Genomic DNA, 23,048 nt, shown 5'->3' with positions numbered 1-23,048 from the left:
GAAACGGGGCGGATGCACGTCGCCGCGGGCGCCGCAAGGTTTGCCGCCGACAGCCCGCTGGCATAGGCTTTTGCGCATGAACCCAGGCACTTCAGCACAGGCAGTCGCGAGCGCGCCGCCGGCCACCGGCGAGCCGGTCCCCGACTACGTCCTCGAGCTGGAGCGCGCCGCTTCCTACCTCCCGGTCGAGCAGCTGCCGCTGCTGCGCGAGGCCTGGCGGGTGGGGGCCACGGCCCATGCCGGACAGACCCGCAAGTCCGGCGAGCCCTACATCACCCACCCGGTGGCGGTGGCCACGGTGCTGGCCGAGCTGGGCCTGGACGTGGAGACCCTGGTCGCCGCGATCCTGCACGACACCATCGAGGACACCCCGCTCACCCGCGAGGAGCTGGCCGCCCAGTTCGGCGAGGACGTGGCCCTGCTGGTGGACGGCGTCACCAAGCTGGACAAGCTCAAGTTCCGCGACCGCCAGGAGGCGGCGGCCGAGAGCTTCCGCAAGATGCTGCTGGCCATGTCGCGCGACCTGCGCGTGATCATGATCAAGCTGGCCGACCGCCTGCACAACATGCGCACCCTGGGCGCGCAGAGCCGCGAGGCGCGGGCGCGGATCGCGCGCGAGACCCTGGAGATCTACGCCCCGATCGCGCAGCGCCTGGGCATGAGCCTGGTCAAGTCCGAGCTGCAGAACCTCGGCTTCCGCGCCCTGCATCCCTGGCGCCACGCCATCATCGAGAAGCACATCCGCAGCCAGCCGGTGGTGCGCCGCGAGTCGATGGCCCAGGTCGAGGTGCAGCTGTCGCAGGGCCTGGCCCGCGAAGGCCTGGAGCACCGCCTGGTCAGCCGGATCAAGACCCCCTGGAGCATCTACAACAAGATGCGCAGCGAGGGCAAAAGCTTCGACCAGGTGATGGACGTGTTCGGCTTCCGCGTGGTGGTGCGCTCGGTGGCCGACTGCTACCACGCCCTCGGCGCGGTGCACGCCCAGTTCAAGCCGCTGGACGGGCGCTTCCGCGACTTCATCGCCATCCCCAAGGCCAACGGCTACCAGTCGCTGCACACGGTGCTGTTCGGCCCCTACGGCTCGCCGATCGAGGTGCAGATCCGCACCGAGGAGATGGACCTGATCGCCGAGCGCGGCATCGCCGCGCACTGGACCTACAAGCACGGCGGCGACAGCCCCAACAGCGCGCAGAGCCGCGCCCACGCATGGATCGTGGAGCTGATCGAGTCGCAGCGCGCCGCCGGCTCGTCGCTGGAGTTCCTGGAGAATGTCAAGGTCGACCTGTTCCCGGACGAGGTCTACCTGTTCACCCCCAAGGGCCGGATCCTGGCCCTGCCGCGCAACTCCACCGCCCTGGACTTCGCCTACGCGGTGCACACCGACGTCGGCAACCAGGCCGTGGCCGCACGCGTGGACAAGAAGCTGGTGCCGCTGAAGACCAAGCTCTCCAGCGGCCAGACCGTGGAGATCATCACCGCCAAGTCGGCCGCGCCCAAGCCGCAGTGGCTGGAGTTCGTGGTCACCAGCAAGGCGCGCACATCCATCCGTCACCAGCTCAAGCAGCTGGAGCACGAGGACGCGGTGCAGCTGGGCCACCGCATGCTCGACCGCGCGCTGGAGGCGATGGGCAGCTCGCTGGAGCGCCTGCCGGCCAAGCGCCTGGAGTCGTTCCTGGCCGAGCACCGCTTCCCGCGCCTGGAGGCGTTCCTGGCCGAGGTGGCGCTGGGCAACTGGATGCCCAGCCAGGCGGCGCAGGCGCTGATGGCCTATGCCGAGCTGCGCGGCGGCGCCCAGTCCAAGCACTCGCAGGAGAAGATCCTGATCAACGGCACCGAGGGCGGGGTGGTCAGCTTCGCCAACTGCTGCCAGCCGATACCCGGCGACGAGATCATGGGCTACCACACCTCCGGCAAGGGCGTGGTGGTGCACCGCCTGGACTGCCCGAACCTGGCCGAGTTCCGCAAGTCGCCCGAACGCTGGGTGCCGATCGACTGGGACCCGAACGTCACCGGCGACTACGACACCTCGCTGATCGTGGACGTGGAGAACCACACCGGCGTGCTGGCGCAGCTGGCCGCGGCGGTGGCGCAGAGCCAGTCCAACATCGAGCGGGTGGACTACCTGGACCGCGACATGAACGCCGCGCAGCTGCGCTTCGCCATCCAGGTGCGCGACCGCACCCACCTGGCCGAGGTCATCCGCCGCCTGCGCCGGCTCAACGTCGTCCAGGGCGTGCGCCGCCAGTAGCGGCCGCCGCCACCCCGGGCCGGCGGCGGCGCGGGACGCTAGAATCCGCCCCTGTCCTACACCACCCGGGAATCCGCCCCCATGCTGCAGATCGTCCACACCGACCACGCCCCGGCCGCCATCGGCCCCTACTCGCAGGCCGTGCGCAGCGGCAACACGGTGTATTTCTCCGGCCAGATCCCGCTGGTGCCGGCCACCGGCGAGGTGGTCGAGGGCGGCATCGAGGCACAGGCGCGGCAGGTGTTCGAGAACCTCAAGGCGGTGGCCGAGGCGGCCGGCGGTTCGCTGGACCGGATCGTGCGCCTGGGCCTGTACCTGACCGACTTGTCCCAGTTCGCCGCGGTCAACGCGGTGATGCAGCAGTACTTCACCGCGCCGTACCCGGCCCGTTCCACCATCGGCGTGGCCGCGCTGCCCAAGGGCGTGGCGTTCGAGGCCGACGCGGTGATGGTGCTGGACTGACCGCGCAGGCGTGGCACCCCGGGTCCCCGCGCCAGCGCTGGCAGGGCAGGGCGCCACGCCGCTGGCGTCCCTGCGCGGCGTAGGCGCCCGGCTCGCCGGGAGCCTGGCCGCGCGCGGGCTGGCCACGGTCCAGGACCTGTGGTTCTGGCTGCCGCTGCGCTACGAGGACCGTACCCGCCTGACCGGGATCGCCGACCTGCGTCCCGGCGAGCCGGCCCAGGTCGAAGGCACGGTCGAGGCGGTCGAGCGCGGCTTCCGCTACCGTCCGGTGCTGCGGGTGGCGGTGGGCGACGGCTCGCGCCGCACCCTGGTGCTGCGCTTCTTCCATTTCCGCGCCGCGCAGGTGGCGCAGTTCCGCCCGGGCGTGCGCCTGCGCTGCTTCGGCACGCCGCGGCCCGGCCAGCACGGGCTGGAGATGGTCCATCCCAGCTACCGGATCCTGGCGCCGGACGAGGATCCGGGCCTGGGCGACACCCTGGACCCGGTCTATCCCGCGATCGAGGGCGTGGGCCCGGCAACCCTTCGCAAGCTGATCGCGCAGGCGCTGGAGCGGTTGCCGCCGGCCGAGGCGCTGGAACTGCTGCCGCCGGGCATGCCCGGCCTGGCCGGCCTGCCGGGGCTGCGTGAATCGCTGTTGGTGCTGCACCGGCCGGCGCCCGGCGAGGACCTGGCGGCGCTGGCCGCCGGAACCCATCCGGCGCAGCGCCGGTTGGCGCTGGAGGAGCTGCTGGCCCACCACCTGGGCCTGCGCCGGCAGCGGCTGGCGCAGCAGCAGCTGCGCGCCCGCGCCCTGGACGGCCCCGGCGAGCTGGCGCGGCGGCTGCAGGCAAGCCTGCCGTTCGCCCTGACCGGGGCACAGCGCCGGGTGTTCGAACAGATCCGCGCCGACCTGGCCGGCCCCAGCCCGATGCAGCGGCTGGTGCAGGGCGACGTCGGCTCGGGCAAGACCGTGGTCGCGGCGCTGGCCGCGACCCTGGCGGTGGAGCGTGGCGGCCAGGTCGCGCTGGCCGCGCCTACCGAGCTGCTGGCCGAGCAGCACCTGGCCAACCTGCGCGCCTGGCTGGAGCCGCTGGGCATCCGCGTCGCCTGGCTGGCGGGCAAGGTCACCGGCAAGGCGCGCGCGGCGGCGCTGGCCGACGTAGCCTCAGGCGCCGCCCAGGTGGTGGTCGGTACCCATGCGCTGATGCAGGAGGGCGTGGCCTTCCACGACCTGGTGCTGGTGATCGTGGACGAGCAGCACCGCTTCGGCGTGCAGCAGCGCCTGGCGCTGCGCGACAAGGGCCCGGCCCACGGCCACGTGCCGCACCAGCTGGTGATGACCGCCACTCCGATCCCGCGCACCCTGGCGATGACCGCCTACGCCGACCTGGATGTGTCGGCGATCGACGAATTGCCGCCCGGCCGCACCCCGGTGCAGACCGTGGCGGTCAGTGCCGACCGCCGCCCGGAACTGGTCGAGCGCATCCGCGTGGCCTGCGCCGAGGGCCGCCAGGTGTACTGGGTCTGCACCCTGATCGAGGAGGCCGAGGACGCCGGCAACGGCCAGGGCCCGGGGCTGCAGGCGCAGGCGGCCGAGCGCACCTTCGAGCAGTTGACCGCGCAGCTGCCGGGCGTGCGCGTGGGCCTGGTCCACGGCCGCATGAAGGCCTCGCAGAAGCAGGCGGCGATGCGCGCGTTCAAGGACGGCCAGACCGACCTGCTGGTGGCCACCACCGTGATCGAGGTCGGCGTGGACGTGCCCAACGCCTCGCTGATGATCATCGAGAACGCCGAGCGCCTGGGCCTGGCCCAGCTGCACCAGCTGCGCGGCCGGGTGGGGCGCGGCGCGGCGGCCTCGACCTGCGTGCTGCTGTACCAGCCGCCGCTGTCGGCGATGGCGCGCCAGCGCCTGGACGTGCTGCGCCGGACCGGCGACGGCTTCGTGATCGCCGAGGAAGACCTGAAGCTGCGCGGCCCCGGCGAACTGCTGGGCACGCGCCAGACCGGCCTGGCCGCGTTCCGCATCGCCGACCTGGCGCGCGACGCCGACCTGCTGCCGAAGGTCCACCAGCTCGCCGACCGCCTGCTTGCCTCCGCGCCGGAGACCGCCGACCGCGTGATCGCGCGCTGGGTCGGCGGAGCGGCGCGCTACGCCGGCGCCTGACATCGCACGCGTGTTCCCCCGGCATTGCCCTGCGCGCGCGGCGGCGCGACACTGCGCGGCCCTCTCATGGAGAACACGATGAGCGACCGTATCCCGCTGCTGATCGACACCGACCCCGGCGTCGACGACGCGCTTGCCCTGCTGATGGCCTTCAACGACCCGCGCCACGAGGTAGTGGGCCTGACCATCGCCGCCGGCAACGTCGGCCTGCAGCACACGGTGCGCAACGCGTTGAAGCTGCGCGAGGTCGCCGGCCAGCTGCAGGTGCCGGTGTTCGCCGGCTGCGACCGCCCGCTGGTGCACGCCCCGCGCGAGGACGCGGCCCATGTGCACGGCCGCGATGGCTTCGGCGACGTCGGCTATCCCGACCCGGCCGGCCAGGCCGAGGACGAACACGCGGCGCTGGCGATCCTGCGCCTGTCGCACGAGCACGCCGGGCGCCTGGTGCTGGTCGCGCTCGGGCCGCTGACCAACCTGGCCCTGGCCCTGCGCCTGGACCCGACCCTGCCGCAGCGCGTGGCGCGGCTGGTGGTGATGGGCGGCGCGGTCAGCGCCCACGGCAACATCACCCCGGTGGCCGAGTTCAACGTCGGCTTCGACCCGGAGGCCGCGCACGTGGTGTTGTCCGGTTTCCCGAAGTACGACCTGGCCGACTGGGAGGCCACCCTGGCCCATGGCTTCCACCACCGCGAGGTGGAGAAGTGGCTGGCCGCCGACTCCCCGCGCGCGAGGTTCTACGACGCGATCTCGCGCCAGACCCGGCTCTGGTCCGAGGACCGCCGCGGCGACCACTGGCATTCGGCCGACGCGCTGGCCATGGCCTGGGCCCTGGAGCCGGACGGTGCGCTGGAGACCGCCGAGCGTCCGGTGGCGGTGGAGACCGAAGGCCGGTTGACCCGCGGCCTGACCGCGGTGGACTGGAACCGCCAGACCGGCGCCCCGGACAATGCGCGGATCCTGCTGCGTTACGACCAGGCCCGGTTCGACGCCCGGGTGCGGGCGGCCCTGGCCGCCGGCTGAGCCGGGCGGGTTCCGCGACCTTCCCCCGGCTTGCACCAGCCGGGGGCGAGCCGCTAGAATACCGGGCTCAGTCCGCTACAGCCTACGGTGCGCCGCCATGAAGGCCGACATCCATCCCGAGTACCGCGAAGTCGTCTTCCACGACGTCACCTCCGACTTCAAGTTCCTGACCCGTTCGACCCTGGCCGCCACCGCCAAGGAGTCGGTCAAGTGGGAAGACGGTAACGAGTACCCGCTGGTCAAGATCGAAATCTCCTCGGCCTCGCACCCGTTCTACACCGGCAAGCACAAGATCGTGGACACCAGCGGCCGCATCGACAAGTTCCAGCGCCGCTACGCGCGCTGATCCCGGGCGCGCCGCCACCGGCGGCGACCCGGCCGATGTGATGCAGATGGAGCGGCCGCACTCGTGCGGCCGCTTCGTCGTGCGCGCGTTTTGCCGCGATGGGACGGACCGTGCCGCCTGCGCCCGGCTTCTACGACTTCCGTCCAGCGGACCGGGGCGTATGGGTATGCGATAATCCCGGCGTTCCGCGGCGTGCCGCCACGGACCCCCCTACCGCGACCCTTGCGCTCCCGCGCGAAGGATCGCGCTTACCCCAAAGAGGAGCGCACACCGTGTCCAATCTCGACCAGGTCACGTTGAATGCCGGCGACAAGTCGGTGACCCTGCCGGTGCTCAAGCCGACCCTGGGCAACGGCTGCATCGACATCTCGAAGCTGACGAAGGAAACCGGCCTTTTCACCTACGACTCCGGTTTCACCGCCACTGCCAGCTGCAAGTCGGCCATCACCTACATCGATGGCGACAAGGGCGTGCTGCTGTACCGCGGCTACCCGATCGAGCAGCTGGCCGAGCACTCCAGCTTCCTGGAGGTGGCCTACCTGCTGATGAACGGCGAGCTGCCGACCGAGGCCGAGTTCAAGAAGTTCGAGCACGAGGTCACGCATCACACGATGATGCATGAGTCCCTGAAGAACTTCCTGCAGGGCTTCAACTACGACGCGCACCCGATGGCCATGCTGGCCGGCACCGTGGCGTCGCTGTCGGCGTTCTACCACGACACCCTGGACCTGAACGATCCGGAGCAGCGCCGCCTGGCCGCCATCCGCCTGCTGGCGAAGATGCCGACCCTGGCCGCCGCCGCCTACCGCTACTCGATCGGCTGGCCGATCCGCTACCCGCGCAACAACCTCGACTACGTCAGCCGCTTCCTGCACATGATGTTCGAGGTGCCGAGCGAGCCGCTGGAGCTGAACCCGGTCGTGGCCAAGGCGCTGGACCTGCTGTTCATCCTGCACGCCGACCACGAGCAGAACGCCTCCACCTCGACCGTGCGCCTGGTCGGCTCGACCGGCGCCAACCCGTACGCCTCGGTGGCGGCGGGCATCACCGCGCTGTGGGGCCCCGCGCACGGCGGCGCCAACGAGGCGGTGCTGAAGATGCTCGAGGAGATCGGTACCCCGGACAAGGTCGACACCGCCATCGCCAAGGCGAAGGACAAGAACTCGGGCTTCCGCCTGATGGGCTTCGGCCACCGCGTGTACAAGAACTTCGACCCGCGCGCCAAGATCATCCGCGAGATGACCCACAAGGTGCTGGGCGAGCTGGGCGTCAACGACCCGCTGCTGGAAGTGGCCATGAAGCTGGAAGAGGCCGCGCTGAAGGACGAGTACTTCATCCAGCGCAAGCTGTACCCGAACGTCGACTTCTACAGCGGCATCATCTACAAGGCGCTGAAGATCCCGACCGAGATGTTCACCGTCATGTTCGCCATCGGCCGCACCGCCGGCTGGGTGTCGCACTGGCTGGAGCAGCAGGTCGACCCGGAGGCGAAGATCGGCCGTCCGCGCCAGATCTACACCGGTTCGGACGTGCGCGACTACAAGCCGTTCGCCCAGCGCTGAGCGGCGCCGTAGCGCGACCAGGAACGCCCCGCACCCGCGGGGCGTTTCCTTTTGCGCGGCCGCCGGCTCAGCCGCCGGCCAGCAGGCCGCGCACCTGGGCCAGCGAGGCGCGCGGCATCGGCCGCTCGTCCAGCGCCGACAGCGGCGCCTGGCGCAGCACCGCGCCAGGCAGCACGGTCAGCTCGAAGGCCAGGTCCTCGGCCTCGAACAGCCAGGCGGTGACCTGCAGCTCGCGGCGGCGGTCCAGGCGCACGCGGCGCCCGCGCGGCTCGGCCGGGATCCGGTGCTCGGCCAGGAAGCGGGCCACCGCCTCCGGGTCGTCCGCGTGCAGGTGCAGGGCCACCGGCGAGCCGGCGTCGGCGGTGCCGTCCAGCACCGGGCCCACCAGGCGCGGCTGGAAGGCGGCGAAGAACTCCATGGCGCGGGCCGCGGCCTCGCGCCGCACCCGCACCGCGTCGGCCTGCGCCGGGCCGAGGAAGATGCGCTGGTACTCGCGCAGCGCCTCCTCGATCTCCTGGTTGCGCGGCAGCGAGGCCTCGTCGTGGATGCCCAGGCGGCTGGCGGCCTTGCGCCGGGCCTGGTTGTAGTCGCGGATGCCGCTCTCGGCCATCAGCCGCGCCGCCTCGTTGGCGAGCCGGCGGCGGCGTTCGCCCTGCCTGGCTTCCGCATGCTGGCGCGCGCGGCCCATGGCGATTCCCCCGTCAGAACCTGGGAACGACTGTAGCGCAGCGCGGTGACGGTGCGGTCACGGCGCCGCGCGGGCGTTCAGAAGATGTCGAACGCCTCTTCGTCCATGTGCTCCGGCGCCAGGTAGTCGAGGTTGTTCTGCAACCGCTCCAGGTCCTCGACCTTGATGTACTCGGCCAGGCCCTCGCCGAAGGTCGAAACCCGCCCGGAGCCGTCGACATAGACCTTGACCATGCCCTCCGGCGGCTCGTTCGGCGTCACCGGCTGGCCTTCCAGCGCCACCTTCATGTAGTCGATCCAGATCGGCAGCGCGGCCTTGCCGCCATACTCGCGGTAGCCCAGTGACTTGAAGTCGTCGCGGCCGACCCAGACCGTGGTGGCCAGGTTGCCGCCGAAGCCGGAGAACCAGGCGTCGCGGTGGTCGTTGGTGGAGCCGGTCTTGCCGCCGACGTCCTCGCGGCCCAGCACCCGGGCCGCGGTGCCGGTGCCGCGCAGGACCACGTCGCGCATCATCGACACCAGCTGGTAGGCGGTGCGCTCGTCGATCGCCCGCGGCGCGATCTTGCCGGCCGGCGGCTGCGGCAGGGCCTCGCGCGCCGGCGCCGGCTGCGCCTGTGCCTGGCCCGGCGCGGGCAGCGCGCCGAAGTTGAAGCCGTCCACCACCTGCGGCGCCGCGGCGGAGGCCGAACCGCCGCCGCAGCCGCGGCAGGCCACCGCCGGCTCGGCCTTGAAGATGACCTTGCCGTCGCGGTCGCGGACCTCGTCGATGAACCACGGATCCACCCGCGAGCCGCCGTTGGCGAACACCGCGTAGCCGCGCGCCACCGACAGCGGGGTCAGCGAGGCGGTGCCCAGCGACATCGACAGGTTGGGCGGCAGTTCCGCCTCGTCGAAGCCGAACTGGGTGATGTAGGTGCGGGCGAAGTCCACGCCGATGGCGTCGAGCATGCGCACCGAGACCAGGTTGCGCGACTGCACCAGGGCCTCGCGCAGGCGCATTGGGCCGCGGAAGCCGCCGTCGTCGTTCTGCGGCGACCAGGTCTTGCCGCGGCGGTCGCGGAACACGACCGGGGCGTCGAGCACGATCGAGGCCGGGTTGAAGCCCTTCTCGAACGCGGCCGCGTACACGAACGGCTTGAAGCTGGAGCCGGGCTGGCGCCGGGCCTGGGTGGCGCGGTTGAACTTGTTGCCGGAGAAGCTGTAGCCGCCGACCAGGGCGCGCAACGCGCCGGTGTTGGCGTCCAGCGACACCAGCGCGGCCTGGCCGCGCGGCACCTGGTCCAGGACCAGGCCGGCGTCGCCGTCCTGGCGTACCCGCACCACGTCGCCGCGCTTGAGCAGGGCGGCCGGGTTCTTGTTCGTCCAGCGCGCCGAACCGGCGGCCAGGGTGGCGCGGCTGCCATCGGCCAGCACCACCTCGGCGCTGCCGTCGGCGGCGGTGGCGGCCACGATCGCAGGCAGCAGGTCGGCCTGCGCCGCGGTGCCGCGCAGCTCGCGCGCCAGCACCGCGTCGTCGGCATCGGCGGGGAGCTCGACGTGGCGCTCCACCCCGTGCCAGCCGTGGCGGTGGTCGTACAGGCGCAGGCCGTCGCGCACCGCCTTGTCCGCCGCCGCCTGGAACGCGGAGTCGATGGTGGTGGTGACGCGGTAGCCCTGGGTCAGGGCCTCCGGGCCGTAGCGCTCGATCATCTCCTGGCGGACCATCTCGGCCACGTACGGCGCCGAGGCCTCCAGCGGCGGCTCGTGGGCGCCGGCGTGCATCGGCACGGCCTTGGCCTGGGCGGCCTCGGCCGCGCTGACGAAGCCCAGCTCGGCCATGCGGTCGAGGATGTAGTCGCGGCGGATCTTCGCGCGCTCGGGGTTGTTGAGCGGGTTGCCGGAGGAGGGGAACTTGGGGATGCCGGCCAGCGAGGCCATCTCGTCCAGGTCCAGCTCGTCCAGCTTCTTGCCGTAGTAGAACTCGGCGGCCGCGGCCACGCCGTAGGCGCGGTTGCCGAAGAAGCTCTTGTTGAGATACAGGGCCAGGATCTCGTCCTTGCTCAGCTCCCGCTCCATGCGCATGGCCAGCAGCATTTCCGCGGCCTTGCGCTTGAGCTTGACCTCCGGGCTCAGGTAGACCTGGCGCGCCACCTGCTGGGTGATGGTGGAGCCGCCGGGGACCTTGAGGCTGCGGGTGGTGAGCATCAGCCAGATGGCGCGCGCGGTGCCCTTGTAGTCGACGCCGCCGTGCTCGTAGAAGCGCGCGTCCTCGATCGCCAGGAACGCCTGGCGCAGGCGCAGCGGCACCTGGTCGATGGTCACCGGGTAGCGCCGGGCCTCGCCGAACACCGCCATCAGCTTGCCGTCGGCGGTATGCACGTACAGCGGCTCCTGCAGCTCGATCTGGCGCAGGGCGGAGACGTCGGGCAGGTCGGCCGCGATGCTCCGGTAGAGCAGGGCCAGGACGACAAGCCCGGCCAGGGCCAGGCCGGCGGTGGCGACCAGGGCCCAGCGGAGCACGCGGCGGAGACGGGGCATCACGGTTCCGATTGCAGATTTCGCGGCCGCAGAGTATAGATGAGCGCAGGATGCCGCCGGGGGGGCATCCTTGGGGAACCAGGTCAGGCAGCCAGACAGCCGGTAGCGGGTCGAGCGACCCATTGCCGCGGGAGGGTTGCCAAGCCTGAAAAGGCCATTTTTAATGCGCGGGCACAGCAGTTGCGTCCAAGTGCCCGTCGGCAGGGGAGAAACCGTGGGGCTCATCCCGAAAAGCCAGTCGCCGCTGATCGGCGTCGACATCAGCTCGACTGCGGTCAAGCTGCTGCAGCTGTCGCGCAGCGGCAACCGTTACCGCGTCGAACACTACGCAGTCGAACCGCTGCCACCGAACGCGGTGGTGGAGAAGAACATCGTCGAGGTCGAGGCGGTGGGCGAGGCCATCCGGCGCGCCGTCACCCGTTCCGGCACCAAGGCCAGGAACGCCGCCGCGGCGGTCGCCGGCGCGGCGGTGATCACCAAGGTGATCCCGATGCCGGCCGACCTTGACGAGGACGAACTGGAGGCCCAGGTCGAGTTCGAGGCGGTCAACTACATCCCGTACCCGATCGAGGAAGTGAACCTGGACTTCGAGGTGCTCGGCCCGATGCCGAACAACCCCGAGACCGTCCAGGTCCTGCTGGCCGCCTCGCGCTCGGAGAACGTCGAGCTGCGCCAGTCGGCGCTGGAGCTCGGTGGGCTGACCGCCAAGGTGATGGACGTGGAGGCCTTCGCGGTCGAGAACGCGTTCGCCCTGATCGCCGACGACCTGCCGGTCGGCCGCGACGGCGTGGTCGCCCTGATCGACATCGGCGCGACCATGACCACGCTCAACGTCCTGCGCGGCGGCCGCAGCCTGTACAGCCGCGAACAACTGTTCGGCGGCAAGCAGCTCACCGACGAGGTGATGCGCCGCTACGGCCTGACCTACGAGGAAGCCGGCCAGGCCAAGCGCCAGGGCGGGCTGCCGGAGACCTACGAGCTGGAGGTCCTGGAGCCGTTCAAGGAAGCGGCCGTGCAGCAGGTCAGCCGCCTGCTGCAGTTCTTCTACGCCGGCAGCGAGTTCAACCGCGTCGACCAGATCGTGCTGGCCGGCGGCTGCGCCTCCATCGCCGGGCTGCCGGAGATGGTCGAGGAGCAGCTGGGCGTGCCGACCCAGGTCGCCAACCCGTTGGCGCAGATGACCCTCGGGCCGCGCGTGCAGGCGCACGCGCTGGCCCAGGACGCGCCGGCACTGATGATCGCCACCGGCCTGGCCCTGAGGAGCTTCGACTGATGGCACGCATCAACCTCTTGCCGTGGCGCGCCGAGCGCCGCAAGCAGCGCCAGCGCGAGTTCCAGGCCATGCTCGGCGCCGCCGCCCTGGGCGGCATCCTGCTGTCGATCCTGGTGTGGTTCCACTACGACATGGAAGTCAGCGGCCAGCACCAGCGCAACGACTTCCTGCGCGCCGAGATCGGGAAGGTCAAGGAGCAGAACAAGGAAATCGCCGAGCTCGACAAGAAGAAGAAGCGGCTGCTGGACCGCAAGGCCGTGATCGAGGAGCTGCAGGCCAACCGCTCGCAGATGGTCCACCTGTTCGATTCGCTGGTGCGCACCATCCCCGACGGCGTGGTCCTGACCGCGCTCAAGCAGGAAGGCAACATCCTGACCCTGCAGGGCACCGCGCAGTCCAACGCGCGCGTCTCCAACTACATGCGCAACCTCGAGACCTCCGGCTGGATGACCAAGCCGGACCTGTCGATCATCGAGGCGCGCAAGGACAACAAGGCGCCGATGACCAGTGGCGCCCGCTCGCTGCCGTACGACTTCACCCTGAAGGTCCAGCTCGCCAACCCCGGCGCCGACGCGAACGGCGGGCAGGCAATCGATCCGGAGGCGCTGGCCGCGCAGGCCGAGGCCGAGGCGGCGGCCGCCGCCGCGGACCCGGCCGCGGCCGACGCGGCGCAGCCGGCCGGCGAGGCCGCCGAGGCGGCCGTGGACCAGGGGAACAAGCCGGCGGCCAACGCCGCGGGAGGACCGGCGTCATGAGCAAGAAGAAGGTCAAGCTCAGCGAACTCGACTTCAACAACATCGGCTCCTGGCCGCAGCAGGCCAAGGTGGTGTTCTGCGTGCTGGTCGCGATCATCATCATGGCGGTGGCCTGGTTCGCCCTGATCAGCGGCAAGCGCGACGAGCTGCTGGGCCTGGAGAGCGAGGAGGCCTCCCTGCGCCAGGAGTTCGAGCGCGAACAGGGCCGCGCCGCCAACCTGGAGCCGCTGCGCCAGCAGCTGGCGCAGATGGAGCAGGTGCTGCAGCAGATGCTGCGCCAGCTGCCCAGCAAGACCGAGATGCCCGACCTCATCGTCGACATCTCCCAGACCGCGCTGTCCAGCGGCCTGTCCAACGAGCTGTTCCAGCCGCTTGACGAGATGCCGCGCGAGTTCTACGCCGAGAAGCCGATCAGGCTGCGCATGGTGGGCAACTACCACCAGTTCGGCGCCTTCGTCAGCGGCGTGGCCTCGCTGCCGCGGGTGGTGATCCTGACCATGCACGACATCTCGCTCAAGCCGATGGAGCGCGGCGGCGGCGTCAGCCGCACCGGCGCGCTGGAGCTTTCCGGCACGGTCAAGACGTACCGCTACCTCGACGAGAACGAGATTTCCGACGTCGAGGGCGCGAATGCAAACGCGGGAGGTCGCTGAGATGCACGCCAGTCGTTTCTTGGGGATGTGCGTGCGCACGTGCGGCCTGGCGGCCCTGGTCCTGGGACTGGGCGCCTGCGGCCGCGGGATCACCAGCACGCCGGGCGAGGCGCCCAACCTGGAGCGGTGGGTCGCCGACGTGCGCGCGCGCCCGGCGCCGCCGCTGGAACCGCTGCCGGTGATGCAGCAGTTCGAGACCTTCGAGTACGCCGCGCAGGACATGCGCGACCCGTTCAGCGACGCCTGGCGGAACCCGGAAGGGGGAGCCGGCCTGCGTCCCGACCCGAACCGGCCCAAGCAGCCGCTCGAGCAGTTCCCGCTGGACAGCCTGGACATGGTCGGCACGATCGGCCAGGGCCCCGGCCTGCTCGCGCTGGTGATGGCGCCGGACAAGGTCACCCACCGCGTCCGGCCGGGGACCTACATGGGGCAGAACGACGGCCGCGTGGTCGGGGTGTACGAGGACCGGGTCGAGCTGGTCGAGCTGGTGCCGGATGGCGCGGGGGGATGGCTGGAGCGTCCGGCCTCGATCGCGCTCGAAGATCAATGATTAGGGGATAGCACGATGACCTTTTCCAACGACCGGAGTCTGTGCAAGCCGCGGCACCCGGCGACCTTCAGGGCCTGTGCACTCGGGCTGGCGCTGGCCCTCGCCGCCACCACCGGCTTCGCCGCCAACCCGGCGGCCTCCGCGCAGCCGGCCGCTGCCGCCACGGGGACGGCGGCCAAGGCCAGCGTTTCCCACATCGATTTCAAGCGCGGCGACGGCGGCGCCGGGCGCCTGGTCCTGCGCTTCGACGGCGAGGGCGTGGCCCCGGACCTGCGCACCCAGGACGGCAGCGTCGTGGTCGACGTCGCCAACGCGGTGCTGCCGGCCGAGCTGCAGCGTCCGCTGAACGTCACCGACTTCGCCACCCCGGTGCAGCGCATCGACGCCCGCCCGTACGCTGGCGGCGCGCAGCTGGTGCTGGCCACCCGCGGCGAGTACGAGTCGCTGGCCTACCAGACCGGCAACGAGTACGTGGTCGAGATCGCCCCGCGCGCCAGCGCCCCGGCGGTCGGCGCGGTCAACAGCGAGAGCCTGGCCAGCGCCCAGGCCAAGGTCGCCGGCCGCGCCTATTCCGGCCGCCCGGTGACCTTCAACTTCCAGGACGTGCCGGTGCGCACCGTCCTGCAGCTGATCGCCGAGGAGTCCAACCTCAACATCGTCGCCTCCGACACCGTGCAGGGCAACGTGACCCTGCGCCTGGTGCACGTGCCGTGGGACCAGGCGCTGGACATCGTCCTGCGCGCCAAGGGCCTGGACAAGCGCCGCGACGGCAACGTGATCTGGGTGGCGCCGCAGCCGGAGCTGGCCGCGTTCGAGAAGGCCCGCGAGGACGCCCGCATCGACCTGGAGAACCGCGTCGACCTGGTCACCGACTACATCCAGATCAACTACCACTCGGCCGGCGCCATCTTCAAGGCGCTGACCGAGGCCCGCGGCGTGGGCGGCGGCTCCGGCGGCGACGGCGGCAACCGCGAGAACGGTTTCCTGTCCTCGCGCGGCCGCCTGGTCGCCGACGAGCGCACCAACACCCTGATGGTCAGCGACATCCCGAAGAAGGTCGCGCAGATGCGCGAGCTGATCAACGTGATCGACCGTCCGGTCGACCAGGTGCTGATCGAGAGCCGCATCGTCATCGCCACCGACACCTTCGCCCGCGACCTGGGCGCGCGCTTCGGCGTGCAGGGCCGCCGCAGCGGCAACAACACCGCCGCCATCGGCGGGTCGCTGGGCGAGACCGCGGGCATCGTCAACGGCGGCGTCACCGTCCCCGGCGACCTCAACGTGAACCTGCCGGCCTCGGCCGAGAACGCCGGCGCCCTGGCCTACACCCTGCTGGGCAACAACTTCGCGCTGGACCTGGAGCTGAGCGCGCTGCAGCAGGAAGGCCGCGGCGAGGTGCTGTCCAACCCGCGCGTGGTCACCTCCAACCAGCGCGAGGCGGTGATCCGCCAGGGCCGCGAGGTCGGCTACGTGACCCTGACCGGCGGCGGCACCCAGGGCGTGGCCACCCCGAACGTGCAGTTCAAGGACGTGGTCCTGGAGCTGAAGGTCACCCCGACCATCACCAGCGACAACCGCGTGTTCATGGTGGTCAACGTGCTGAAGGACGAGATCCTGCAGTACATCGACACCTCGATCGGCCAGGTGCCGGAGATCGCCACCCGCGAGATCAACACCGCGGTGCTGGTGGACGACGGCCAGACCGTGGTCATCGGCGGCGTCTACGAGTTCACCGACAGCAACAGCGTGTCCAAGGTGCCGTTCCTGGGCGACGTGCCCTTCCTGGGCAACCTCTTCAAGAAGAAGAGCCGCCTGAAGGAGAAGGCCGAGCTGCTGATCTTCCTGACCCCGAAGGTCATGCGGGTCGAGAAGCGCGCCTGACGGCCGCCCTCTGGCACGAACGGAACGGGGCCCACGGGCCCCGTTCCCGTTTCCGGCGCCGGAGCGGCGGCGATGGAACCAGGCCGCGCCCGGATCGGTCAGAATCGGGGCATGGACAATCCCAACGCCGAACCGGCCGGCCAGCCCGGTGCCACCGACGCCGCGCACGCGGCCTTCCTGCGCCTGCGCGAGAGCCTGGCGGCGAGCATCGTCGGCCAGGACGCGCTGGTCGAGCGCCTGCTGATCGCGCTGCTGGCCGACGGCCACCTGCTGGTGGAGGGTGCGCCCGGCCTGGCCAAGACCACCGCCATCCGCACCCTGGCCGCGCACCTGGAGGCGGACTTCGCCCGCGTCCAGTTCACCCCGGACCTGCTGCCGGCCGACCTCACCGGCACCGAGATCTGGCGCCCGCAGGAGGCACGCTTCGAGTTCCAGCCCGGGCCGGTGTTCCACCCGCTGCTGCTGGCCGACGAGATCAACCGCGCCCCGGCCAAGGTGCAGTCGGCGCTGCTGGAGGCCATGGGCGAGCGCCAGGTCACCGTGGGCCGGCGGACCTACCCGCTGCCGCGGCTGTTCCTGGTGATGGCCACCCAGAACCCGATCGAGCAGGAAGGCACCTTCCCGCTGCCGGAGGCGCAGCTGGACCGGTTCCTGATGCACGTGCGCATCGGCTACCCGGACTCGGCGATGGAGACCGAGATCCTGCGCCTGGCCCGCACCCAGGCGCGCAGCGAACTGCACGCGCCGGCGGCCGCGCCGGCGCGCATGCCGCAGGCGGTGGTGTTCGCCGCGCGCGAGCAGGTGCTGGGGCTGCACATGGCCCCGGCGCTGGAGCGCTACCTGGTGGAACTGGTGCTGGCCTCGCGCGATGCCGGCCGCTACGACCCGGCGCTGGCCCGGCGCATCGCCTGGGGTGCCAGCCCGCGTGGCTCCATCGCGCTGGAGCGCTGCGCCCGTGCCCGCGCCTGGCTGGCCGGGCGCGACTACCTCACCCCCGAGGACATCCGCGCCGTCGCCCCGGACGTGCTGCGCCACCGCGTGCTGCCCAGCTACGAGGCCCTGGCCGAGGGCTGGGACGGCGATCGCCTGGTGGCGGCGCTGCTGGAGCAGGTGCCGCCGCCATGAACGTGGTGGCGCGTCCGCGCCAGGAGGCGGCCGGCGAAGGCCTCGCGCCGCGGCTGGAGGAACTGGTCGCGCTGCGCCATGAAATCCCGCGTGCGGGCACGCCCGGGGTCAGCCGCGCCGGCCTGCGCGCCGCCGCGCCCTCGAGCCTGCGCGGGCGCGGCATGGAGTACGCCGAGTCACGCGAATACGTGGCCGGCGACGACGTGCGGCGCATGGACTGGCGCCTGACCGCGCGCACCGGCCGCGCCCACACCAAGCTGTTCCAGGCCGAGCGCGAGCGCCTGGCCCTGCTGGTGGCCGACACCTCGCCGGCGCTGTACTTCGGCACCCGGGTGCGCTTCAAGTCGGTGCAGGCCGCGCGTGCCGGCGCAGTGGCGGCCTGGGCCGCACTGCGCGCCGGCGACCGCATCGCGGCCCTGCGCGGCGGCGAGGCCGCCATCCCGCCGGCGGCCGGCATGCGCGGGGTGATGCGGGTGCTGGAGGCGCTGGTGCGCTGGTACGCGCAACCGCCGCAGGACGATGCCGGGCTGGAACTGGCCCTGGAACATGCCCAGCGCCTGCTGCGTCCGGGCGCACGCGTGGTGGTGCTGGCCGATCCGCAGGCCGCCGCGCGGGTGCCACTGCAGCGCTGGGCCGCGCTGGGCCGCCACCACGAGGCCGACCTGGTGCTGCTGCAGGACGCACTGGAAACCACGCCGCCGCAGCGCGCGCTGGCGGTGGAGGCGGGCGGGCGGCGCCTGCACCTGCCGCTGCAGCGCGAACAGGCGCGGGCGCAGTGGCATGCGGCGCTGGTGTTGTCGGCCGAGGTGCTGGCACGCACGCTGCCGGCCCATGGTTGGCGCGTGCACTGCCTGGCCACCGATGCGGCGGCCAGCGACTGGATGCAGCCGTCGCGATCCGCGCCGGGCGAGGCATGACCGCCATGGATCCTGCACGGCTGCCCCTGCGCGACCTCCACCTGCCGCCCGCTCCTGGCTGGTGGCCGCCGGCCCCGGGCTGGTGGTGGCTGGGCGCGGGCCTGCTGGTGCTGCTGCTGGCGCTGGCCGGGTACCGGGCGTGGCGCTGGCGGCGCCGCCGGCGCTGGTCACGCTGGTTCCTGCGCGAAACCGGCGAGGGCGCGCCGCCGCAGCGGCTGGCGCAGCTGTCGGCGCTGCTGCGCCGCGCCGCGCGCCAGGCGCAGCCGGGCGCGGAACGGCTGCAGGGCGAGGACTGGCTGCGCTTCCTCGATGGCGCCCGCGGCCAGGCATTCAGCGCCGGTCCCGGGCGGCTGCTGCTCGACGGCGCCTTCCGCCCGCAGGCGGATGCCGCCGCGGTGGAACAGGTCGCCGCGCTGGCGCACGCGCGCTTCCTGGAACTGATGGACGCGCGCCGGGGGCGGACATGAGCGCGTGGCTGGCACAGGCCTGGGACGGCTTTGCCGGATTCGCCTGGGCCTGGGCCTGGGCGGCGCTGCCGTTGCCGCTGCTGGTGCGCCTGCTGCTGCCGCCGCGGCGCGATGCCGGTGCCGCGCTGCGGGTGCCGTGGAGCGCACAGCTGCAGGACGTGGCCCCGGTCGGCGGCGCGGCGGGCGTGCGCGGCGGGCTGGCGCTGCTGGCCTGGCTGCTGCTGTGCGCTGCCGCCGCCCGCCCGCAGCAGCTGGGCGAGGCGGTCGCGCCGCAGCAGCAGGCGCGGCAGATGCTGCTGGCGGTGGACCTGTCCGGCAGCATGAGCGAGGTCGACATGATGCTGGGGATGCAGCCGGTGGACCGGCTGACCGCGGCCAAGGCGGTGATCGCCGACTTCCTGCAGCGCCGCAGTGGCGATCGCGTGGGCCTGCTGGTGTTCGGCCAGCGCGCCTACATGCTGACCCCGTTGACCCTGGACCTGGCCGCGGTGCGCGAGCAGCTGCGCGACACCGCCGCCGGCATGGCCGGGCGCGAGACCGCGCTGGGCGATGCGATCGGCCTGGCGGTGAAGCGCCTGCGCGAACAGCCCGAGGGCCAGCGGGTGCTGGTGCTGCTGACCGACGGCGTGAACACCGCCGGCGTGCTGCCGCCGCTGAAGGCGGCCGAGCTGGCCGCCACCGAACGCGTGCGCGTGCACACCATCGCCTTCGGCGGCAGCGGCGGTGGCTTCTCGCTGTTCGGCGTGCCGGTCCAGCCCGGCGAGGACGTGGACGAGGACACCCTGCGCGCGGTCGCGGAGGCCACCGGCGGCCGTTTCTTCCGCGCGCGCGACGCCGACGAGCTGGCCGGCATCTACGCCGAGCTGGAGCGCCTGGAACCGGTGGACGTGGACGCCGCCCCGGTACGCCCGCGGCGGGAGGCCTATGCCTGGCCGCTGGCCGGCGCCCTGGCCCTGGCCCTGCTGGCCTTCGCCATGCCGGCAGGCCGCCGGCGCGAAGCAGGGGGCGCGGCGGCATGAGCGCATGGCTGCCGTTGCTGCATTTCCAGCGCCCGCTGTGGCTGTGGGCGCTGCTCCTGCTGCCGCTGCTGTGGGTTGCCTGGGGCCTGCGCCGCGACCGCGACTGGCGCGGGGTGGTCGATCCGCACCTGCTGCCGGCGCTGCTGGTGCCGGGGCAGGGCCGCGCCTGGCTGCGCCTGGCCGGGGTTTCGCTGGCCCTGCTGCTGGCGATCCTCGCCCTGGCAGGGCCAGGCTGGCGCCAGCAAGGGCAGCCGCTGGTGCGCCCGCACATGCCGCTGGTGGTGGCGCTGGAACTGTCGGCCGCGATCGCCACCCCCGACCTGCCTCCCTCGCGCCTGGCGCATGCCCGGCTGAAGCTGGAGCGGCTGCTGCACCAGCGCCGCGGCGGCGAGATCGGTCTGGTCGCCTGGGCCGAAGATGCCTACACGGTGGCGCCGCTGACCGCCGACACCGGCAACATCGCCCTGTTCCTCGACGCGCTGGCGCCGGACGTGATGCCGGCGGACGGCCAGCGCGCCGACCGCGCGATCACCCAGGCCGCGACCCTGTTGCGCCAGGCCGGCTTCGAGCGCGGCCAGATCCTGCTGCTGGCCGCCGGTGCCGACGAACGCGCGCGGCAGATCGCCGCGGCCACCGCCGCTTCCGGTTACGAGGTCTCGGTGCTGGGCCTGGGCACGCCCGGGGGCGGCGCCTACCGCGATTCCAGCGGCAGGCTGCGTACTTCGCAGCGCGACGACGCGGCCCTGCGTGCGCTGGCAGCCGCCGGGCAGGGCCGCTACGCGCCGCTGGCCATGGGCGATGCCGACCTGCAGGCACTGGGCGTGCTGCAGCCGGTGGAGGTGGAAGGAACGGCCGGGACGGACGGCGCGCTGGCCTGGCTGGACCAGGGCTACTGGTTGCTGCTGCCGTTGCTGCTGCTGGGCGCGCTGGCGTTCCGCCGTGGTGCGCCGCTGCTGGCACTGGTGCTGTTGCTGGGCGCGCTCCCAGCGACGCCGGCGCTGGCGCAGGACAGCCCCTGGCTGCGTCCGGACCAGCAGGCGCAGCGGCAGCTGCAACGCGGCGTGGAGGCCTACCGCCGCGGCGACTTCACCGCCGCCGCCGAGGCCTTCGCCGCCGCCGGCGCGCGCGGGGCCGAGGCGCAGTACAACCTCGGCAACGCGCTGGCGCGCCAGGGGCGTTACGAGGAGGCGTTGCAGGCCTACGACCGCGCCCTGGCCCAGGCGCCGGGCATGGAGGATGCGCGCGCCAACCGCCAGGTGGTCGAGGCGGCGATGCGCCGGCAGCCGCCGCAGGGCGGCGGCGGACAGTCCGGCGATGCCGGCCAGTCCGGCAAGGACCCGGCCGGGCGCGGCCGGGATCCGGCGGATGACCCGCGCGGCAATAGCCAGGCCGGCGGACAGGACGCGCCGCCGCAGCCACCGGCGCGGGAGCGGCCGCAACCCGGCGGGGACGGCGAGGGCGGGCAGGAGGACGCTGCGCAAGCCCGCGCCCGCCAGGAGCAGGCCGATCGCGAGCAGCGCGAGCGCATGCGCCAGGCGCTGGAGCGGCGCGGCCAGGAAGAAGGACAGGCGCAGCCGGTGGACGCCGGCGGGGAGGAACAGCGCGCGCAGCGCGAGCAGCGCCAGGCGCACGAGGCCTGGCTGCAGCGCGTGCCGGACGATCCCGGTGGCCTGCTGCGCGCCAAGTTCCGGCTCGAGCATGAGCGCCGCCAACAGGAGGGACGATGAACGACCCGCTATACCCGCGGCGCGACCAGCGCACTTCGCGGCGGCTGCGCGGCGCCTGCCTGGCGCTGCTGTGGCTGCTGGCCGGCGTCGCCGGTGCCGAAACCCGCGCCTGGCTGGACCGCAGCCAGGTGCGCGAGGGCGAGACCGTCACCCTCAACATCCAGACTGACCAGCCCGGCGTGGCGCCGGACTACGCGCCGCTGCAGGCCGACTTCGAGGTGGGCTCGCCGTTCCGCAGCGATACCGCCGGGCGTGGCGTGCTGTTTGGCGTGCGCCTGGTGCCGCGCCGCGCCGGCGCGCTGGAGGTGCCAGCGCTGCGGGTGGGCGCCGAACGCACGCCGCCGCTGGCGCTGCGCGTGGGGGGCGAGCGCCAGGATGCGCGCGGCGAGGTGTTCCTCGAGACCCGGGTCGAGGAGGAGGCACCGTGGGTGCAGCAAAGCGTCGGGGTCAGCGTGCGCCTGTACTTCGCCACCCCGCTGCTGTCCGGCGAACTGACCCAGGAGCCACCCGAAGGCGCCTCGCTGCAGCGCGTGGGCGACGATGCCACCGGGCGCGAGCGCATCGGCGGCCGCGACTACCAGTACGTGGAGCGGCGGTTCCTGCTGGTGCCCGAGCGCAGCGGCCCGCTGGAGGTGCCGGCGCCGCGGTTCCGCGGCAAGGCCGCGCCGCGGTTCTTCGACGACTTCTTCGGCACCGACCGCACCCTGGCCGCCAGCGGCCAGCCGCAGCGGCTGCAGGTGCGCGCGCAGCCGCCCGGCGCGCCGCAGCCGTGGCTGCCGCTGCGCGACCTGCGCCTGCGCTACCTGCAGCCGCCGTCCGCCGCGCGCGCCGGCGAGGCGCTGGAACTGGCGGTCGAGGCCCGCGCCGAAGGCGCCTCCGGCGCGCAGCCGCTGGACCTGCCGGTGCCGCAGGTGGAGGGCGCCCAGGTGTTCGCCGAACGCGCCGAGACCACCGAGCGCTTCGTCGACGGCCGGCCGCAGCTGACCGTGGTGCGCCGCTTCGCGGTGGTGCCGCTGCGCGCGGGGCCGCTGCGGATCCCCGGCCTGGCGGTGGACTGGTGGGATGCAGGCGCCGGGCAGGCGCGCCAGGCGACCCTGCCGGACCTGGAACTGGAGGTGGCCGCGGCCGCACCCGGGCGCGCCCTGCCGGCGCCGGACGGGGCCGTGCCGGCGCCGGCAGGCGAGACCACCCAGGCGTTGCCGGCGACCCTGGCCGGACCCGCCGAAGGCGCCGCCTGGCGCTGGCTGGCCCTGGTCCTGGGCCAGCTGTGGCTGGCCACCCTCGGCTGGGCGCTGTGGCTGCGCGCGCGCCAGCGCCGCCGCCCGGCATCGCCCGTCCGCGCGGGACCCGGCGTGGTGCCGACCACCGCCGAGCTGCGCCGCGCCCTGGACACGGAAAGCTTCGGCGAGGCGGTGCGCCTGCTGCAGGCGATGGCGCGGCCGCCGGCGGCCGACCTGGACGAAGTGGTCGGCCGCCTGGCCGATCCGGTGCAGCGCGAGGCCTTGCAGGCCATGCGCCGCGCGCTGTGGGCCGGCGACGGCGATCCGGCCGGCGCGCGCCTGGCGCTGCGCGCGGCGTTCCGCGACGGGCCGCGCTGGGCCGGCGCGGCCGCGGCCGGCGCCGAACCGCCCTTGCCGCCGCTGTACCCGCCCGCGCGGGACGCCTGAGCGCGTCTGCTAACCTGCCGGTTTCGCAC

19 protein-coding genes are annotated in these 23,048 nt (G+C 72.8%); 17 read left to right on the top strand and 2 right to left on the bottom strand.

The features are described from left to right. The first annotated feature begins 76 nt into the window (after nt 1–76). The 6 genes from EIM48_RS01675 (at nt 77) to EIM48_RS01650 (ending at nt 7,781) form a co-directional block, all read left to right on the top strand. Nucleotides 77–2,248 carry a bifunctional (p)ppGpp synthetase/guanosine-3',5'-bis(diphosphate) 3'-pyrophosphohydrolase gene (locus tag EIM48_RS01675; RefSeq protein WP_125110950.1) on the top strand — a complete coding sequence of 724 codons (2,172 nt, stop codon included), beginning with the start codon at nt 77–79 and terminating at the stop codon, nt 2,246–2,248. Between the two features lie 81 nt (nt 2,249–2,329). Beyond that, nucleotides 2,330–2,710 carry a RidA family protein gene (locus EIM48_RS01670; RefSeq protein ID WP_019399241.1) on the top strand — a complete coding sequence of 127 codons (381 nt, stop codon included), beginning with the start codon at nt 2,330–2,332 and terminating at the stop codon, nt 2,708–2,710. Nucleotides 2,711–2,720: 10 nt separating this feature from the next. Then, the gene (gene recG, locus EIM48_RS01665; RefSeq protein WP_125110949.1) at nt 2,721–4,853 is read left to right on the top strand and encodes an ATP-dependent DNA helicase RecG; all 2,133 of its coding nucleotides are present in this window, start codon (nt 2,721–2,723) and stop codon (nt 4,851–4,853) included. Between the two features lie 78 nt (nt 4,854–4,931). Further along, nucleotides 4,932–5,873 carry a nucleoside hydrolase gene (locus EIM48_RS01660; RefSeq protein ID WP_028915919.1) on the top strand — a complete coding sequence of 314 codons (942 nt, stop codon included), beginning with the start codon at nt 4,932–4,934 and terminating at the stop codon, nt 5,871–5,873. Between the two features lie 97 nt (nt 5,874–5,970). Beyond that, complete coding sequence (locus EIM48_RS01655; protein WP_125110948.1) at nt 5,971–6,219, top strand: type B 50S ribosomal protein L31; 249 nt, start codon at nt 5,971–5,973, stop codon at nt 6,217–6,219. Nucleotides 6,220–6,491: 272 nt separating this feature from the next. Beyond that, nucleotides 6,492–7,781, top strand: coding sequence for a citrate synthase (locus EIM48_RS01650; RefSeq protein ID WP_028915917.1), 1,290 nt, complete (start codon nt 6,492–6,494; stop codon nt 7,779–7,781). 67 nt (nt 7,782–7,848) lie between these two features. Here the strand turns inward: EIM48_RS01650 and EIM48_RS01645 are convergent, their stop codons facing one another. Both EIM48_RS01645 and EIM48_RS01640 read right to left on the bottom strand, forming a co-directional pair. Then, complete coding sequence (locus EIM48_RS01645) at nt 7,849–8,469, bottom strand: hypothetical protein (RefSeq protein ID WP_028915916.1); 621 nt, start codon at nt 8,467–8,469, stop codon at nt 7,849–7,851. Between the two features lie 77 nt (nt 8,470–8,546). Further along, on the bottom strand, nt 8,547–10,985 hold the full coding sequence (locus EIM48_RS01640) for a penicillin-binding protein 1A (protein WP_125076014.1): 2,439 nt from the start codon (nt 10,983–10,985) through the stop codon (nt 8,547–8,549). A gap of 214 nt (nt 10,986–11,199) precedes the next feature. Here EIM48_RS01640 and EIM48_RS01635 point away from each other — a divergent pair, with 214 nt between their 5' ends. The 11 genes from EIM48_RS01635 to EIM48_RS01585 all read left to right on the top strand — a co-directional run bounded on the left by EIM48_RS01635 (nt 11,200) and on the right by EIM48_RS01585 (nt 23,019). Beyond that, on the top strand, nt 11,200–12,258 hold the full coding sequence (locus tag EIM48_RS01635) for a pilus assembly protein PilM (RefSeq protein WP_019397032.1): 1,059 nt from the start codon (nt 11,200–11,202) through the stop codon (nt 12,256–12,258). Next, a complete protein-coding gene (locus tag EIM48_RS01630) occupies nt 12,258–13,013 on the top strand; it encodes a PilN domain-containing protein (RefSeq protein WP_019397031.1) in 756 nt (251 codons plus the stop codon). The genes EIM48_RS01635 and EIM48_RS01630 overlap by 1 nt, the downstream gene beginning before the upstream one ends. Further along, on the top strand, nt 13,010–13,666 hold the full coding sequence (locus EIM48_RS01625; protein WP_019397030.1) for a type 4a pilus biogenesis protein PilO: 657 nt from the start codon (nt 13,010–13,012) through the stop codon (nt 13,664–13,666). The genes EIM48_RS01630 and EIM48_RS01625 overlap by 4 nt, the downstream gene beginning before the upstream one ends. Nucleotides 13,667–13,697: 31 nt before the next feature. After that, nucleotides 13,698–14,216: a pilus assembly protein PilP gene (locus EIM48_RS01620; protein ID WP_232207870.1), complete on the top strand. Its 519-nt coding sequence runs from the start codon at nt 13,698–13,700 to the stop codon at nt 14,214–14,216. A gap of 15 nt (nt 14,217–14,231) precedes the next feature. Further along, complete coding sequence (locus EIM48_RS01615; protein ID WP_125108420.1) at nt 14,232–16,097, top strand: type IV pilus secretin PilQ family protein; 1,866 nt, start codon at nt 14,232–14,234, stop codon at nt 16,095–16,097. A gap of 111 nt (nt 16,098–16,208) precedes the next feature. Further along, nucleotides 16,209–17,222, top strand: a complete 1,014-nt coding sequence (locus tag EIM48_RS01610) for a MoxR family ATPase (protein WP_125110947.1) — start codon at nt 16,209–16,211, stop codon at nt 17,220–17,222. After that, nucleotides 17,219–18,139 (top strand): DUF58 domain-containing protein, encoded by a 921-nt coding sequence (locus EIM48_RS01605; RefSeq protein ID WP_125110946.1) that lies wholly within the window; start codon nt 17,219–17,221, stop codon nt 18,137–18,139. Before EIM48_RS01610 ends, EIM48_RS01605 begins: the two co-directional genes overlap by 4 nt. A 5-nt stretch (nt 18,140–18,144) precedes the next feature. After that, entirely contained in the window at nt 18,145–18,606 is a 462-nt protein-coding gene (locus tag EIM48_RS01600; RefSeq protein WP_125110945.1) for a DUF4381 family protein, read from the top strand. Next, nucleotides 18,603–19,625: a VWA domain-containing protein gene (locus EIM48_RS01595; protein WP_125110944.1), complete on the top strand. Its 1,023-nt coding sequence runs from the start codon at nt 18,603–18,605 to the stop codon at nt 19,623–19,625. Before EIM48_RS01600 ends, EIM48_RS01595 begins: the two co-directional genes overlap by 4 nt. Beyond that, entirely contained in the window at nt 19,622–21,352 is a 1,731-nt protein-coding gene (locus tag EIM48_RS15700) for a tetratricopeptide repeat protein (RefSeq protein ID WP_125110943.1), read from the top strand. The genes EIM48_RS01595 and EIM48_RS15700 overlap by 4 nt, the downstream gene beginning before the upstream one ends. Further along, on the top strand, nt 21,349–23,019 hold the full coding sequence (locus EIM48_RS01585; RefSeq protein WP_125110942.1) for a BatD family protein: 1,671 nt from the start codon (nt 21,349–21,351) through the stop codon (nt 23,017–23,019). Before EIM48_RS15700 ends, EIM48_RS01585 begins: the two co-directional genes overlap by 4 nt. The last annotated feature ends 29 nt before the right edge of the window (nt 23,020–23,048 follow it).

Origin of the sequence: Pseudoxanthomonas sp. SGNA-20, from assembly GCF_003931635.1 — a bacterium.
Lineage (GTDB): Bacteria > Pseudomonadota > Gammaproteobacteria > Xanthomonadales > Xanthomonadaceae > Pseudoxanthomonas.
This window is presented reverse-complemented; position numbering and strand designations above follow the sequence as displayed.

Coding starts and splice junctions, on each gene's coding strand:
- EIM48_RS01675 (WP_125110950.1), top strand. CDS start 77: ATGAACCCAGGCACTTCAGCACAGGCAGTCGCGAGCGCGCCGCCGGCC.
- EIM48_RS01655 (WP_125110948.1), top strand. CDS start 5,971: ATGAAGGCCGACATCCATCCCGAGTACCGCGAAGTCGTCTTCCACGAC.
- EIM48_RS01595 (WP_125110944.1), top strand. CDS start 18,603: ATGAGCGCGTGGCTGGCACAGGCCTGGGACGGCTTTGCCGGATTCGCC.
- EIM48_RS15700 (WP_125110943.1), top strand. CDS start 19,622: ATGAGCGCATGGCTGCCGTTGCTGCATTTCCAGCGCCCGCTGTGGCTG.
- EIM48_RS01660 (WP_028915919.1), top strand. CDS start 4,932: ATGAGCGACCGTATCCCGCTGCTGATCGACACCGACCCCGGCGTCGAC.
- EIM48_RS01605 (WP_125110946.1), top strand. CDS start 17,219: ATGAACGTGGTGGCGCGTCCGCGCCAGGAGGCGGCCGGCGAAGGCCTC.
- EIM48_RS01585 (WP_125110942.1), top strand. CDS start 21,349: ATGAACGACCCGCTATACCCGCGGCGCGACCAGCGCACTTCGCGGCGG.
- EIM48_RS01615 (WP_125108420.1), top strand. CDS start 14,232: ATGACCTTTTCCAACGACCGGAGTCTGTGCAAGCCGCGGCACCCGGCG.
- EIM48_RS01600 (WP_125110945.1), top strand. CDS start 18,145: ATGGATCCTGCACGGCTGCCCCTGCGCGACCTCCACCTGCCGCCCGCT.
- EIM48_RS01670 (WP_019399241.1), top strand. CDS start 2,330: ATGCTGCAGATCGTCCACACCGACCACGCCCCGGCCGCCATCGGCCCC.
- EIM48_RS01645 (WP_028915916.1), bottom strand. CDS start 8,469: ATGGGCCGCGCGCGCCAGCATGCGGAAGCCAGGCAGGGCGAACGCCGC.
- EIM48_RS01625 (WP_019397030.1), top strand. CDS start 13,010: ATGAGCAAGAAGAAGGTCAAGCTCAGCGAACTCGACTTCAACAACATC.
- EIM48_RS01630 (WP_019397031.1), top strand. CDS start 12,258: ATGGCACGCATCAACCTCTTGCCGTGGCGCGCCGAGCGCCGCAAGCAG.
- EIM48_RS01640 (WP_125076014.1), bottom strand. CDS start 10,985: ATGCCCCGTCTCCGCCGCGTGCTCCGCTGGGCCCTGGTCGCCACCGCC.
- EIM48_RS01610 (WP_125110947.1), top strand. CDS start 16,209: ATGGACAATCCCAACGCCGAACCGGCCGGCCAGCCCGGTGCCACCGAC.